This is a genomic window from Corynebacterium sp. HMSC075D04 (genome assembly GCF_001815635.1).
In the GTDB taxonomy this organism is placed as follows: domain Bacteria; phylum Actinomycetota; class Actinomycetes; order Mycobacteriales; family Mycobacteriaceae; genus Corynebacterium; species Corynebacterium coyleae.
This window is the reverse complement of the sequence record NZ_KV821363.1, coordinates 37439-52932: the sequence shown is the minus strand read 5'-3', so window position 1 is coordinate 52932 and position 15494 is coordinate 37439. Positions and strand designations below refer to the sequence as shown.

Here is a 15494-nt window from a genome sequence, read left to right as displayed (position 1 = left end):
AGTTCAGTAGCCACTGTACAGTTCAGCGCATGCTGACCATTGCTTCACGCCTCGACGTCATGAACCGGCTCGGCCGGGCCATGGCGGATCCGACGCGTTCCAGAATCCTGATGACACTACTCGACGGCCCGAGCTACCCAGCCGTGCTTTCGCGCGACCTGGACCTGACTCGCTCAAACGTCTCGAACCATCTGACCTGCTTGCGTGACTGCGGCATCGTCGTCGCCGAGCCGGAAGGCCGCAAGACCCGCTACGAAATCGCCGATCCGCATCTCGCAGCAGCGCTCAACGCGCTGGTCAACGCGACGCTGGCTGTCGACGAAAACGCCCCATGCATCGACTCTGAGTGCTCGGTCCCCGGCTGCGGCGAGAAGGGAGCGGACGCATGAGTTCAGCGTGTGGATGCGAACACAAACCCGCCGCGGAGGTCGAAGAGCTCGATCGGCCATGGTGGAAGGACCCCGAGTTGCTACTGCCGATCTTCTCCGGCATAGCCCTCTTCATAGGTCTGGCGCTGGACTGGTCCGACTTGGAGACACCCGCGACAGTACTGTTCTGGGTCGGCCTGCTGTTGGGCGCTTACACGTTCGCACCTGGAGCGATCCGGAACCTTGTCACGAAGTGCAAGCTCGGCATTGGCTTGCTGATGACGATCAGTGCGGTCGGCGCGGTGATCCTCGGTTACGTCGGAGAGGCCGCGGCGCTAGCGTTCCTGTACTCGATCGCCGAGGCACTGGAAGACAAGGCGATGGACCGGGCCCAGAGCGGACTGCGGGCACTGTTGAAGTTGGTGCCGCAGACCGCGACGGTGCTGCGCGACGGCACGGCGGTCGAGGTCGCAGCGAAGGACCTCGTGGTTGGCGAGCTAATGCTCGTGCGCCCCGGGGAACGAATCGCCACGGACGGCATCATTCGTTCCGGACGATCCAGCCTTGACACCTCAGCGATCACCGGAGAATCCATTCCGGAGGAGGTCGCACCCGGCGACGAGGTACCCGCGGGAGCAATCAACTCCGCCGGTGTGCTGGAGATCGAGACGACCGCAGCTGGAACGGACAACTCGCTGACCACCCTCGTCGACCTGGTCGAGCAGGCACAGGCGGAAAAGGGCGACCGCGCCCGGATCGCCGACCGGATCGCCCAACCCCTAGTGCCCGGGGTGATGATCCTGGCGGTGCTGGTCGGTGTGATTGGCTCGCTGCTGGGCGACCCCGAGACGTGGATCACCCGTGCGTTGGTGGTTCTGGTCGCAGCCTCGCCGTGCGCGCTGGCAATCTCCGTGCCGCTGACGGTCGTGGCCGCGATCGGCGCGGCCAGTCAGTTCGGAGTGGTCATCAAGTCCGGCGCGGCGTTCGAGCGGCTCGGCGGCATCCGTCACCTGGCGGTGGACAAGACCGGAACCCTTACCCGCAACCAGCCCGAGGTTACCGGCGTGGTCCCGGCGGACGGATTCGATCGGGCGCAGGTGCTTGCTTTCGCGGCGGCAGTTGAGCAGCAATCGACGCACCCCCTCGCCGCGGCGATCGCGGCAGCGGCGCCCGAAGCGCCCACCGCCTCGGACATCAGCGAGGAAGCCGGGCATGGCATCGGCGGCACCGTCGAAGGCCGACGAGTGCTGGTGGGCAGCCCCCGGTGGATCGACGCCGGGCCATTGAAGGCAGACGTTGAGCGCATGGAGTCCGAGGGCCAGACCTGCGTCCTGGTCACCGTCGATGACACCCTCGCCGGGGCGATCGGTGTCCGCGACGAGCTGCGTCCCGAGGTTCCCGAAGCCGTGCAGACCCTGCACGCCAACGACGTGGAAGTGAGCATGCTCACCGGCGACAACACTCGCACCGCCCGGGCGCTGGCTAAAATCGCCGGAATCGACGACGTGCGCGCCGAGCTGCGACCGGAGGACAAGGCAAACATCGTCGCCGAACTCTCCTCCAAGACGCCGACGGCGATGATCGGCGACGGCATCAACGACGCGCCGGCACTGGCAGGCGCGACGGTGGGCATTGCGATGGGAGCGACCGGCTCTGACGCCGCGATCGAGTCCGCTGACGTCGCCTTCACCGGCCACGACCTCCGGCTGATCCCGCAGGCTCTGCAGCACGCCCGCCGAGGCAGCAGGATCATCAACCAAAACATCGTGCTGTCTCTGGCCATCATCATCGTGTTGATGCCGCTTGCGATCAGCGGCGTGCTGGGCCTGGCCGCCGTGGTGTTGGTTCACGAGGTCGCCGAAGTCATCGTGATCTTGAACGGCCTGCGGGCCGCACGAGCGAAGCGCTGAGGCTACGCCGGAAACGGACCTGGCTCCGCCGCTAGCCCTTAGCGCTTCGGTGCCAGGAACCCGACCTTCTCGTACACGTCCTTCAGCAGCGGCGATGCCACCTCGCGGGCGCGCTCGGCACCGCGGGCGAGGATGGCTTCGAGTTCGGCACGGTCCGACATGAGTTCGTCGTAACGCGCGCGCAGCGGCGTGGTGAACGCCTCGAGCGCATCCGCCGTATCCACCTTCAGCGCGCCGTAGCCTTGGCCTTCGTAGCCGGCGACGATGTCGTCGATCGACTTGCCTGTCAGCGCCGACTGAATCACCAGCAGATTGGACACGCCCGGCTTGTTCTCCTTGTCGTAGGCAATCACGCCATCGTTGTCGGTCACGGCGGAGCGGATGCGCTTGGCGGAAGTCTTCGGCTCGTCCAGAAGATTCACAATGCCCTTCGGGTTCGCACCCGACTTGGACATCTTCGACGTCGGATCCTGCAGGTCGTAGATCTTCGCCGCACCCTCGACGATCATGCCCTCCGGCACCGTGAACGTCTTGCCGTAGCGGGAGTTGAAGCGCTCCGCGAGCGTACGCGTGAGCTCCAAGTGCTGACGCTGATCCTCACCCACCGGCACCAATTGCGGCGAGTACAGCAAAATATCCGCAGCCATCAGCACCGGGTAGGTAAACAGACCCACCGACGTGCGGTCCTGGCCCTGCTTGGCCGACTTGTCCTTGAACTGCGTCATGCGGCTGGCCTCACCAAAACCAGTCAGGCACTGCAGCACCCAGGTCAGCTCGGCGTGCTCCGGCACGTGGGACTGCACAAACAGGGTGGAACGCTCCGGGTCAATACCCAGCGCAATCAACTGCGCACAGCCAGCAAGCGTGCGGTGACGCAGCTCTTCCGGGTCCTGGTCCACCGTGATCGCGTGCAGATCCGGGATGAAGTAGAACGCCTCGTAGCCGTCCTGCAGGTCAATCCACTGTTTCAGGGCACCTAAGTAGTTTCCCAGGTGGTAAGAGTCGGCGGTGGGCTGGATTCCGGAAAGCACGCGTTGCATGCACCACATATTAACCCGATGCGCATTCGAGGGAACCGGGGGTTGTTTACTCGCTACGATGAAGCCCACGAAAGGAGCAGCGATGACTGTGAGTAACCGCCCTGAGACAGCTCAGGATGTTAAGGGAGAACGTCCGCCCCGTGGCCAGATTGCTTTCGCAAAGCTGATCCTCAAGAGAGAGCGCGAGGGCAAAGGCAAGATCCGTGTCACTGATGAAATGCGTCGCGTCGCTTCTTTTGACCTCTGACCATGCGCATCACTGTTCTCCAGCCCGACCCGATCAGCCCGCTCCAGCGCCTCGGTTCATGGCTCGAACGCGCCGGCGCTGAACTCAATGTCGTCGATCTCAACCAAACGCCACCGCGTATCGACGACACCACCTCCGCCCTCATCCTCCTCGGCGGTCGCACCAACGCTCTGGACGCCGAGGCCGCACCTTGGCTGCCCACCGTCCACGATCTCCTTCGCGCAGCTCATTCGTCAGGCATGCCGGTTCTGGGTATCTGCCTTGGCCACCAGATCATCGCCGACTGCTTCGGGGGCGAAGTTTCCGTCGGCTTAGCCAGTCAGGACGAAGAGGGCGCCGCACGGGTGTCGCTGACCGAAGCTGGTCTTGCCGATCCTCTTTTCGGCGCCCTCGATCCCGAATTGGTTGTGGTCGAATCCCACCACGATGCAGTGGTGTCGCTCCCGCCCGGCGCGCAACTGCTCGCCTCGAGTGCCCGCTGCCCCATCCAGGCGATGCGTCTCGGTTCCATCGTCTCGGTGCAGTTCCACCCCGAATGCTCCCCCGATGTTGCAGGTCAGTGGGCCGCGCGCAGCGGTTATGACGCTGCCGCCGTCACCCAGGAGCTTTCGCTTCACGACGACCACCTCACCCACACCGGCCGCACCCTTGCAGCCGGCTTCGTCCGTGCCGCCCAGGCGTGACGGTAAGCCTTCCGGCCAAGCGCCCCTAGTCCACGATCACAGTGGCAATCGCATAGTCGCCGTCGTGGCTCAGTGAGACGCTTTGGACGTGGGGACCTAACCGTGCGACCTCACCGTGCAACTGGACCACGGGTCGCCCGAATGCGTCGTTGACTACTTCTATCTCGGCGAAGTTGAGCTCGTCCGGGGCGATCAGCGGGGGCTGGCCGATGATCGTTTGGGACCAGGCTTTGATGTACGCCTCCTTCACCGCCCAGCGTCCGGCGAGCGATGCAGCACGATTCGGTTTCGTGTTGCACGTGCGTATCTCGCGGTCGGTGAACACAGACTCGAAGGTAGAACCTGGGAATTCCATTTGTTGGGCGAACGAGGAAACGTCCACGAGGTCGATGCCGATATGCATGGTCAAAGCCTAGTTTCTTGAATGTCCATCGGGGGTTGGCGTTCGTAACAGAACCTGCTGTGTTGCTGGGAGTTTACCTACCGACTAGTAACTTACGGATTCGTAGGTTTAGAATGCCAACATGCCAAATACGTTTACAGGTGTACATCAGACTGAAAAGGCAGCGGTTCCGGCGACAACCCCGGCACCGACGACCACAGCCCAAAAACACGATGACCTCGTGCAACGACGCACCGAAGCGGCCGAGCCGATGGGATCAAAACCACTGGAGAAGGTCCGCGCAGCAGGCAGACTGACCGCACGTGAGCGCTTGGACTACCTCCTGGACGAGGGCTCGTTTGTGGAGTTCGACCAGCACGCCCGCCACCGCACCCATGACTTCGGGATGCAGGCGAAGCGGCCGGCAACGGATGGCATTGTCACCGGATTCGGCACGATCGACGGACGCGAGGTCTGCATCTTTTCCCAGGACGGCACCGTCTTCGGTGGCGCGTTGGGTGAGGTCTACGGCGAGAAGATGACCAAGATTCAGCGTCTTGCCGTCACCACCGGTCGTCCACTGATCGGCCTCTATGAAGGTGCAGGCGCCCGCATCCAGGACGGCGCGGTATCGCTGGACTGGATCGCGCGGACCTTCCTGCACAACATCGAAGCCTCCGGCGTGGTCCCGCAGATCTCCGTGATCATGGGCGCTTGCGCTGGCGGTAACGCCTACTCCCCCGCGCTAACCGACTTTGTGGTCATGGTGGATGAAACCTCGAAGATGTTCGTCACCGGCCCGGACGTGATCAAGACGGTCACGGGTGAGGAGATCTCGCAAGAGGAGCTCGGCGGCGCCTGGATCCACATGCAGCAGGGCGGCAACTGCCACTACGTCGCGGAATCCGACGAGGATGCGCTCGACTGGGTGGCTGACCTGCTCGAATACTTGCCGTCGAACAATCGCCAGAAGTCGGCGCCGCGCCCGGCACCCCCAACCGATGCAGAGGCAGATGCCACCGATGCCAAAGCGCTGGATTCACTGATCCCAGACTCGCCGAACACCCCTTATGAGGTCCGCGACGTGATTGCGCATATCGCGGACGACGGCGAGTTCCTGGAGGTCATGGAGCAGCGCGCTGAAAACGTCGTCACTGCGTTTGGTCGGATTGAGGACCAGCCGGTGGGCTTCGTCGCTAATCAGCCCATGGTGCTCGCAGGTTGCTTGGACATCGACTCGGCGGAAAAGGCCGCGCGCTTCATCCGCACGTGCGACAGCTTCAACATCCCGATTGTCATGCTGGTGGACGTTCCCGGCTTCCTGCCCGGCGCGAACCAGGAGCACAGCGGCATTCTGCGCCGCGGCGCGAAGCTGCTGTACGCCTACGGCGAGGCAACCGTGCCGAAGGTGACCGTGACCATGCGCAAGGCGTACGGCGGCGCGTACTGCGTGATGGGTTCGAAGGGCCTCGGCGCCGATGTGAACTTGGCGTGGCCGACCGCGCAGATCGCGGTGATGGGTGCGTCTGGTGCGGTCGGCTTTATCAACCGCAAAGACATTGCTAACGCCCGCGACTCCGGTGTGAGTGACGAGGAGCTCCGCGAACTGATTGCGCAGTACGAGCGCGACTACGAAGACGAGATGCTCAACCCGTACAAGGCCGCTGAGCGCGGTCTGATCGATTCGGTCATCCTCCCAAGCGAAACCCCTGCGGTTCTCGCAGCGCAACTGCGTTTCTTCCGTGACAAGACCGTGGCGCGTCCGATGCGCAAGCACGGCAATATCCCGCTCTAATCCCGCTCCGATTCAAAGGACCATAAGGACACTGTTATGAATTCCCCCTCTTTTTCTTCTCTGAAGCGTCCCGCAATCCTGTTCCCGGGGCAGGGTTCTTCCTGGCAGCAGGCACTCGCCGATGCTGCTGCGACTCCTGTGGCGCGCAGCCGCATGGAGCAGCTTCTTCACGACGCCCAGTCCCTCACCGCCGCCGTCGCCCGCCCGTTGGCCTCTGTGGTGCCGGGGGTTGTGCAGCGTATCCGCGACGCGATGGATGCAGATGCTGCGCACGAGGCAATCGACGCCCTGCCCGCAGTCAGCGCGCCGGCGATTTTGCTCGCCCAGATTGTTGCTGCGGAAGATCTCGAGCAGCTCGGCCTGGACACCGCCGACGCACTGTTCGCCGGTCACTCGCAGGGCATCCTGGGCGCTGCCGCACTGGATCGCGCCAACGGCCCGCAGGCTGCGGAGAAGGCGCTTGCGTTCGCGTTCATCATGGGTGCCGCCGCGACCAACGTGTACGGTGCCGCCGACTCGCGCAGCCGGATGCTTTCGGTTCGAGGTCTGACGCCTGAGCAGGTCGGTGAGTTTGTCGTCGATACGCAAGCTGCTCCGATCAGCGTGATCAATGGGCACCGCCACGTGGTGCTGTCCGGCAGCCCGGAGGCGCTCGCGCAGACACGCAAGGACATCGAAGCGGCTGCGAGCAGCTACAACGCCAAGTTGGAAGTGGAGTACGGTGGCTCCGAGATCACGCCGGTGTTCGACTCGCTTGATGTTGCGTACCCCTTCCATGTGGAGACCAACGCCCCTGCTGTGGATCTGGCGCAGCAGTGGGCGGACGCGTGCGGGATCACGTTTGAAACCACGACCCCGCGTGAACTGGCGCAGTCGATTTTGGTGGACCGATTCGACTTCACCGAAGTCGTGCGCGACCTAATTGCCCAGGGTGCGAGCCACATTTTCACGTTTGATTCGGCGACGGCAACCATTGTGACCAACCTGGCCAACGGTTCCGGCGTCGCTGTGCTCGATGCATCCACTGCCGCGAAACGCGACGACCTCGCACGCCCGGGTGCTGAATTGCCGCAGGGCGTGGACTACTCGGACTACGCGCCGCGAGTGATTGCGCTGCCGGACGGCAAGACGTACACGCAGACGAAGTTCTCGTCGCTGACTGGCCTGTCCCCGATCATCCTGGGTGGCATGACGCCGACGTCCGCGGACGGCGAGATCGTCGCCGCTGCCGCCAACGCCGGCTACTGGGCAGAACTTGCCGGTGGCGGCATGTACTCCGAGGAGGAGTTTGGCAAGCACACCGCCAACCTCAAGGCGTTTTTGCAGCCCGGTCGCACCGCACAGTTCAACACCATGTTCTTCGACCGCTTCCTGTGGAACCTGCAGTTCGGCCAAACGCGCATGGTGCCAAAGGCCCGCGCGGCCGGCGCCCCGTTTAACGGCGTATGCATCTCCGCAGGCATCCCGGAAGTGGAAGAAGCCACGGAACTGTTCGCGCAGCTGCACCAGGATGGCTTCCCCTACATTGCGCTCAAGCCTGGTACGACGCAGCAGATCCGCAACGCGCTTGCCATCGCGGCGGCGAACCCGGACGACCAGGTCATCTTGATGGTGGAAGACGGCCACGCTGGCGGCCACCACTCCTGGGTTGACCTGGAGGACATGCTGCTGGAGACCTACCCGGAGATCCGTGCGCACGACAACGCGGTACTCACCGTCGGCGGTGGCGTGTACTCGCCGGAGCGTGCCGCGGAACTGATCACGGGCCGTTGGTCCGAGAAGTTCGGGCTGCCTGCGATGCCGGTGGATGGTGTGTTCGTCGGCACCGTGGCTATGGCCACGAAGGAGGCGAAGGCCACGGATTCGGTCAAGCAGCTGCTCGTGGATACGCCGGGCCTGCCTCCGGAGAACAACGGTGGTTGGGTCGGCCGCGGTCGTGGGGTGGCCGGTGTGGCGTCGTCGCAATCGCACCTGCTGGCAGACCTGCACGACCTGGACAACTCCTTTGCCAAGGCAGCGCGATTTATCGCCTCGCTGGATATTGAGGAGTACCCAGCCCACCGCGAGGAGATCATCGAGGCCCTGTCGAAGACGGCGAAGCCTTACTTCGGCGACGTGGAGACGATGACGTACGCCGAGTGGGTCGAGCGCTTCGTCGAGCTCGCCGATCCGTTCATCGACCAGACCTGGAACGCGCGCTTCGTTGCATTGCTCCAGCGCATCGAGGCACGCCTGAACGAGGCCGACCACGGTGAGATCCCGACCCTCTTCTCCGACGATGTCGAGATCTCCCCGCGCGAAGGCCTTCAGACCCTGCTGCAGCACTACCCGCAGGCACGCGAGGTCGTGGTTTCCCCGCGCGATGCGGCGTGGTGGATCGGCCTGCACTACGCCTACCCGAAGCCGATGCCGTGGGTCCCGGCACTTGATGCGGATCTGAAGTCCTGGTTTGGCAAGGACACCTTGTGGCAGGCGCAGGATGAGCGCTACACCGCTGACCAGGTGCGCATCATCCCGGGCCCGGTTGCGGTTGCTGGCATTACGCGCAAGAACGAGCCGGTTGCGCAGTTGCTGGCACGTTTTGAAGATGCCGCGACGCAGATGCTTATCGACGACGGCGTCACCGCCGAATCCCGCTTCGCCCGACGCAGCGACGCCGCCGACGAGGCCGCGTACCTGCGCTCCTGCCCAACCTTGGTATGGCACGGCCACCTGATGGCAAACCCGGCATACGCGCTGGACGAGGACGCCTTCGACGTTGAGGCAACCACCAACGCGGCCGGTGAGCGCGAATGGACGATCCGGATCCACGCTGATTCCGCATGGGATCACCTGCCAGAAGATAAGCGCCCGTTCTACGTGCGTGAGGTGAACATCCCGGTCGAGATCCCTGCCGGCGCAGGCACGGGTGCCTCCCCGGTTGTGGACGGCGATCGTCTTTCCGACAGCGTCTTCGAGCTGCTGTCTGGCCTGGCGGGTGTCGGTTCGGTCAGCGAGGCCGGCGACACGATTACTGAGATTCCGCAGATCGAGGAACCGACCGAGGACGCACCGTTTGGTGTGGCGCGCTCGTCGTTTACGCTGCCTGCTTCCCTGCTGGCTTCGCACTCCGCAGTTACCGGCGGTGCTGTGGCCGACAACGCTGTGGTTGGTACGCCGGACGTGCTGGTTGGCCCCTGCTGGCCGGCGATCTACGCCGCGCTGGGCTCCGGCAGGCTGGCTGATGGCACGCCGGTCATCGAGGGCCTGCTCAACGCAGTCCACCTGGATCACGTCATTGACCTGCGTGTCCCGCTGTCCGAGCTTGCCGATGGCAGGCGCATCGATGTGACCTCCAAGTGCACCTCTATTGCCGAGTCCACCTCTGGCCGCATTGTCACCGTCGAGTTGGAGCTGCGCTCTGGCGACGAGGTTGTGGCAACCCAGATGCAGCGCTTTGCCATCCGTGGTCGCGCCACCGGCACCGCGACGCCAGTCCCGGCGCCGGCGTACGGCGGCGGCGAGGCAAGCGATCAGGTGGAGCCGACCCCACGTTCGTTCGTGGACCGCACCGTGGTTCGCGCACCGTCGGACATGACCCCATTCGCTCTGGTCTCCGGCGACTACAACCCGATCCACACCTCCGCCAACGCTGCCGCCCTGGTCAACCTGGATGCACCGCTGGTGCACGGCATGTGGCTGTCCGCCACCGCGCAGCACCTCGCTGCTGGCCACGGCCAGGTCATCGGCTGGACCTACTCCATGTACGGCATGGTGCAGCTTGATGACGAGGTAGAGATCACCGTCGAGCGTGTCGGCCGCGTCGGCATCCAGCAGGCCCTTGAGGTGACCTGCCGCATCGCGGGTGACGTTGTCTCCCGTGGTCAGGCGCTTCTGGCCCAGCCACGCACCGCCTACGTCTACCCTGGCCAGGGCATCCAGACCCAGGGCATGGGCAACGGTGACCGAGCTGCTTCCGCTGCAGCGCGCGAAGTGTGGCGCCGCGCAGACCGCCACACGCGTGAGACCCACGGGTTCTCCATCCAGCGCATTGTGGAAGACAACCCGTCGCGGTTGGTGATCCGCGGTGTGGAGTTCAAGCACCCGGACGGTGTGCTGCACCTGACCCAGTTCACCCAGGTGGCCATGGCGGTTGTCGCCTACGCCCAGACCCAGCGCCTGAACGAGGCCAACGCGTTGGCCTCCGGCGCGTACTTTGCGGGCCACTCGCTTGGTGAATACACCGCGCTTGCAGCTCTGGGCAACATCTTTGATCTGGAAGCGGTCATCGACATCGTGTATTCGCGCGGCTCCGCCATGGGCTCCCTGGTGCCGCGCGATGCGGAGGGTAACTCCGACTACGGCATGGGTGCGCTGCGCCCGAACATGATCGGTGTCGGCCCAGAGGAGGTCGAGGCCTACGTCGCTGGTGTTGCGCAGGATTCCGGCGAGTTCTTGGAGATTGTCAACTACAACATCAAGGGCCAGCAGTACTCCGTAGCGGGTACGAAGCGCGGCCTTGCTGCGCTGGAGCGCAAGGCCAACTCGGTCACGCCGCGCGCCTACGTCACGGTTCCGGGCGTGGACGTTCCGTTCCACTCGCGCGTGCTGCGCGAGGGTGTGGCGGACTTCGCCGAGAAGCTCGACGAGCACATGCCGGCGATCATCGACGTGGACACGCTGGTGGACCGCTACATCCCGAACCTGGTGGCCACACCGTTCGCGCTGACGCAGGAGTTCATCGACGCCGTCACCGACGAGGTCCCCTCCGAGCGCCTCAAGGGCATGACGCCGGAGAACACCGAACGCAACACGCTTGCACGCACGTTGCTTATCGAGTTGCTGGCGTGGCAGTTCGCCTCGCCTGTGCGCTGGATTGAAACGCAGGACTACCTGCTTGGTCGCGTCGACCAGGTCATCGAGGTTGGCCTTGCGTCCTCGCCGACGCTGACCAACCTGGCTAAGCGCGAGATGGATGTCATTGGCATCCACGTGCCGGTCTTCAACGTTGAAGCAAGTCAGGACATTGTCATGCTCAACGACGTGGTGTCCGCGCCGGAGCCTGTGCTTGTCGACGACACCCCGGCCGAAGCAGACGCCGAACCGGCCCCAGAATCCGCCCCGCAACCGGCCGCCGAGGCTGCACCCGCGGCCCCTGCCGCACCGGCAGAGCCAGCACCGGCTGCACCTGCTGCATCCGGCGCGCCCGCGTCCGACCTTCCCTTCACCGCAGCCGATGCGATCACCGTCCTGTTCGCGCTGCAGAACAAGATCCGCCCCGAGCAGATCAACGACTCGGACACGATTGAGGAGCTCACCGGCGGGGTGTCGTCGCGACGCAACCAGCTGCTCATGGACATGTCCGCCGAGCTCGGCGTCCCCGCCATCGACGGCGCTGCTGAAGCCGACGTGGCCACGCTGAACACGCGTGTGAACACCGCCGCGCCTGGCTACACTCCGTTCGGTGCTGTCTTGAGCGAGGCCGTGGGCACCCGCCTGCGCCAACTCTTCGGCGGCGCGGGCCTGAAGCCGGCGTTTGTCGGCGAGCACCTCGCAGCCGCGTGGGGCCTGCCGGCAACCTGGACCGCGCACGTCGAAGCCGAGATTCTGCTGGGTAGCCGCACCGAGGAATCGGTGCGCGGCGGTTCGCTAAACAGCCTGCCGTCGGCCACGACCAAGGCGGAGATCACCGCACTGATCGACCAGGCGGTACAAAACGTCGCCGCACGCTACGGCGTTGCGGTCTCCCAGGCCACCAGCGGCGGCGCATCCGGCGGCGGCGTGGTGGACTCGGCCGTGCTCGACGCCTACAAGGACGAAGTCACCGACACCCTGGTGGCTACCGCCCGCACGCTGCTGGGCAAGCTCGGCATCGAAGACGAGGTCGCGGAGATCCCCGCACCGGACACCACGATCGTGGAAACGATTGAGGCAGAACTCGGCTCCGGCTGGGTCAAGCAGGTCACCCCGGTCTTCGATGAGCGCAAGGCCGTGCTTTTCGACGACCGCTGGGCCCAAGCCCGCGAAGACCTCGCCCGCGTCGCCCTCGGCGAGATCGACCTCGCACCACAGCGCTTCGCTGGCACCGGTTCCACCGTGGCCAAGCAGGCCGAGTGGTACGCCAAGCGCGTGGAGGGTGATCGTCGCAACGTACTCGGCGAGATCGCCGCTGCCGCAAACGCCGCAGCGAACGAACCGTACGCAAACGACGTCGCCCTGGTCACCGGCGCCGCGCCGGGTTCCATTGCCACCGCAGTGGTGGAGGGCCTGCTCGCAGGCGGTGCGACGGTCATCATGACCGCATCCAACGTCAGCCAGGCGCGCAAGGAATTCGCCCGCACGCTTTTCGCCGAGCACGCCTCCGTGGGTGCGCGCCTGTGGCTGGTGCCGACGAACCTGTCGTCCTACCGCGACATCGATGCGCTCATCGAGTGGATCGGCTCCGAGCAGAAGGAAACCGTTGGCAAGGACGTCAAGATCATCAAACCGGCACTCACGCCGACGCTTGCTTTCCCGTTCGCAGCACCGCCGGTGTCCGGCTCGCTTGCAGAGGTCGGCGGCAACGCCGAAACGCAGGCCCGCCTGCTGCTGTGGTCGGTCGAGCGCACCATCGCTGGCCTGTCCGACCTGGCACAGCGCGGCGATAACTTCCCTGCCGAGCGCGCGCACATCGTCCTTCCGGGCTCGCCGAACCGTGGCACCTTCGGTGGCGACGGCGCCTACGGCGAAGTCAAGGCCGCCTTCGACGCGATCGTAAACAAGTGGTCGGCGGAAACCGGCTGGCCAGAAGGCGTGACCCTGGCGCAGGCCCGCATCGGTTGGGTTGCCGGCACGCACCTGATGGGCGGCAACGACGGCCTCGTCCCGGCAGCACAGGCTGCGGGTATCCACGTGTGGAGCCCGGAGGAGATCTCCACGCAGCTGCTTGGCCTGGTCACCGAGGAATCCCGCGAGCAGGCGAAGCAGTCCCCGCTGGATCTCGACCTCACAGGTGGGCTCGAGGACGCAGGCGTGTCCATCGCCGATCTGGCGCGTAATGCACGTGTTGATGTGGCGGCCACGGAGTCGTCGACAAGCAATGGCGCCACGGTGCGCGCACTGCCGAACGTCACCACCCCGCACCAGCCTGCACCTGCGGCTGTGGGCGATGTGACCTGCTCACTTGATGACATGGTGGTTGTCGTCGGCATCGGCGAGGTATCCAGCTGGGGCTCCGGACGCACCCGCCGCGAAGCCGAATACGGCATCACGCGCACGGGCGAGGTCGACCTCACCGCAGCCGGTGTGCTCGAACTGGCGTGGATGATGGGCCTGATCACCTGGTCCGAGGACCCGAACCCGGCCTGGTACGACGAAGACGGCGCAGAGGTCGCCGAGGAGGACATCTACGAACGCTTCCGCAACGACGTCATCGCACGCAGCGGTATCCGCACCCTGACGGACAAGTACTTCCTCACCGACCAAGGCTCCATCGACCTCGAGCAGGTCTACCTCGACCGCGACATCACGTTCACCGTGGCCACGGAAGAGGAAGCCCTCGCATACGTCGAGGCCGACGGTGAGAAGACCACCATCCGCCAGATCGACGGCGAATGGAGCGTGACCCGCCACGCCGGTGCCCTGGCACACGTGCCGAAGAAGGCCACCCTGACGCGCACCGTCGCTGGCCAGATGCCGGACGGCTTCGACCCGACCAAGTGGGGAATCCCCGCACAGATGGCCGACGGCATGGACCGCATGGCCGCCTGGAACCTGGTCACCGCCGTCGACGCGTTCATCAACGCCGGCTTCACCCCGGCGGAGCTCATGCAGAAGGTCCACCCGTCCTTCATCGCCACCACCCAAGGCACCGGTATTGGCGGCATGGAATCGCTGCACAAGGTGTTCGTCTCCCGCTTCATCGGCGAGGAACGCCAGACCGACATCCTGCAGGAAGCACTGCCTAACGTGGTGGCTGCCCACACCATGCAGGCACTTGTCGGCGGCTACGGCTCTATGATCCACCCGGTCGGCGCCTGCGCCACCGCCGCCGTCAGCGTCGAAGAAGCGGTGGACAAGATCGCGCTGGGCAAGGCCGACTTTGTGGTCGCCGGCGGTATCGACGACGTCCAGGTCGAATCCCTCCAGGGCTTCGGCGACATGAACGCCACCGCCGAAACCGCCAAGATGACGGCACAAGGGATCGACGGCCGCTTCATCTCGCGAGCCAACGACCGCCGACGCGGTGGCTTCCTCGAAGCCGAAGGCGGCGGCACCGTCCTGCTTGCCCGCGGCACCCTCGCCGCCGAACTCGGCCTGCCGGTGCTGGCAGTGGTTGCGTACGCCTCCAGCTTCGGCGACGGCGCACACACCTCCATCCCGGCACCAGGCCTCGGCGTGCTGGCCGCGGCCTGCGGCGGAACCGACTCGCGCCTGGCCCGTTCCCTGTCCTCGCTGGGGCTCACACCTGACGACGTCACCGTCCTGTCCAAGCACGACACCTCCACCAACGCCAACGACCCGAACGAGTCCGAACTGCACTCGGTGCTGTGGCCGGCCGTTGGCCGCGACCCGGACGCGCCGATGTACGTCATCTCGCAAAAGACCCTCACCGGCCACTCCAAGGCAGGTGCGGCACTGCTGCAGACCGGCGGACTTCTCGATGTCCTGGCAACCGGCGACCTCCCGCCGAACGCCTCGCTGGACTGCGTCGACCCGCTCATCGAACCGAAGGCAACCAACCTGGTGTGGCTGCGCTCCCCGCTCGCACTCGGCGCCGGCAACGTGAAGGCCGCGGCGCTGACCTCGCTCGGTTTCGGCCACGTCGGCGCGCTCGTCGTGCTGGGCCACCCGGGTGTGTTCGAAGCCGCACTGACACGCGACGGCCGCGACGCCGACGCCTGGCGTGAGCGCGCAACCGAACGCCTCGCCCAGGGCGCAAGCCGACTCGAAGCCGGAATGATCGGCCGCGCCGACCTCTTCACCCAGGTGGAGAACCGCCGCTTCGCTGGTATCGACGACCACGCCGACGAGATCGCACTCCTGCTCAACCCCGATGCCCGTCTCAACGCCGACGGCACGTACCCGACCGCGACCCCGACCGTTTAAGGA

General features: G+C 65.2%; 8 protein-coding genes. 6 read left to right on the top strand and 2 right to left on the bottom strand.

What is annotated here, in order from left to right:
* Positions 1–29: 29 nt before the first annotated feature.
* Together HMPREF3048_RS09235 and HMPREF3048_RS09230 are read left to right on the top strand one after the other, a co-directional pair.
* The gene (locus tag HMPREF3048_RS09235) at positions 30–389 is read left to right on the top strand and encodes a Cd(II)/Pb(II)-sensing metalloregulatory transcriptional regulator CmtR (protein ID WP_070422823.1); all 360 of its coding nucleotides are present in this window, start codon (positions 30–32) and stop codon (positions 387–389) included.
* Positions 386–2278: a heavy metal translocating P-type ATPase gene (locus HMPREF3048_RS09230; protein ID WP_070771951.1), complete on the top strand. Its 1893-nt coding sequence runs from the start codon at positions 386–388 to the stop codon at positions 2276–2278. The genes HMPREF3048_RS09235 and HMPREF3048_RS09230 overlap by 4 nt, the downstream gene beginning before the upstream one ends.
* Positions 2279–2316: 38 nt before the next feature.
* Here HMPREF3048_RS09230 and trpS read toward each other — a convergent pair whose 3' ends face one another.
* Entirely contained in the window at positions 2317–3327 is a 1011-nt protein-coding gene (trpS, locus tag HMPREF3048_RS09225) for a tryptophan--tRNA ligase (RefSeq protein ID WP_070570522.1), read from the bottom strand.
* Between the two features lie 73 nt (positions 3328–3400).
* Between trpS and HMPREF3048_RS12155 the strand changes: the two genes are divergently transcribed.
* Positions 3401–3565 (top strand): RNA helicase, encoded by a 165-nt coding sequence (locus tag HMPREF3048_RS12155; RefSeq protein WP_101732482.1) that lies wholly within the window; start codon positions 3401–3403, stop codon positions 3563–3565.
* A gap of 2 nt (positions 3566–3567) precedes the next feature.
* Positions 3568–4248, top strand: coding sequence for a type 1 glutamine amidotransferase (locus HMPREF3048_RS09220; protein WP_070771950.1), 681 nt, complete (start codon positions 3568–3570; stop codon positions 4246–4248).
* Between the two features lie 25 nt (positions 4249–4273).
* Here HMPREF3048_RS09220 and HMPREF3048_RS09215 read toward each other — a convergent pair whose 3' ends face one another.
* Entirely contained in the window at positions 4274–4651 is a 378-nt protein-coding gene (locus HMPREF3048_RS09215; RefSeq protein ID WP_070771977.1) for a holo-ACP synthase AcpS, read from the bottom strand.
* A 121-nt stretch (positions 4652–4772) separates the two neighbouring features.
* Between HMPREF3048_RS09215 and HMPREF3048_RS09210 the strand changes: the two genes are divergently transcribed.
* Both HMPREF3048_RS09210 and HMPREF3048_RS09205 read left to right on the top strand, forming a co-directional pair.
* Positions 4773–6425: an acyl-CoA carboxylase subunit beta gene (locus HMPREF3048_RS09210; protein WP_070771949.1), complete on the top strand. Its 1653-nt coding sequence runs from the start codon at positions 4773–4775 to the stop codon at positions 6423–6425.
* Between the two features lie 36 nt (positions 6426–6461).
* Positions 6462–15491, top strand: a complete 9030-nt coding sequence (locus tag HMPREF3048_RS09205) for a type I polyketide synthase (RefSeq protein ID WP_070771948.1) — start codon at positions 6462–6464, stop codon at positions 15489–15491.
* Positions 15492–15494: the final 3 nt, after the last annotated feature.

Coding starts and splice junctions, on each gene's coding strand:
- HMPREF3048_RS09235 (WP_070422823.1), top strand. CDS start 30: ATGCTGACCATTGCTTCACGCCTCGACGTCATGAACCGGCTCGGCCGG.
- HMPREF3048_RS09230 (WP_070771951.1), top strand. CDS start 386: ATGAGTTCAGCGTGTGGATGCGAACACAAACCCGCCGCGGAGGTCGAA.
- trpS (WP_070570522.1), bottom strand. CDS start 3,327: ATGTGGTGCATGCAACGCGTGCTTTCCGGAATCCAGCCCACCGCCGAC.
- HMPREF3048_RS12155 (WP_101732482.1), top strand. CDS start 3,401: ATGACTGTGAGTAACCGCCCTGAGACAGCTCAGGATGTTAAGGGAGAA.
- HMPREF3048_RS09220 (WP_070771950.1), top strand. CDS start 3,568: ATGCGCATCACTGTTCTCCAGCCCGACCCGATCAGCCCGCTCCAGCGC.
- HMPREF3048_RS09215 (WP_070771977.1), bottom strand. CDS start 4,651: ATGCATATCGGCATCGACCTCGTGGACGTTTCCTCGTTCGCCCAACAA.
- HMPREF3048_RS09210 (WP_070771949.1), top strand. CDS start 4,773: ATGCCAAATACGTTTACAGGTGTACATCAGACTGAAAAGGCAGCGGTT.
- HMPREF3048_RS09205 (WP_070771948.1), top strand. CDS start 6,462: ATGAATTCCCCCTCTTTTTCTTCTCTGAAGCGTCCCGCAATCCTGTTC.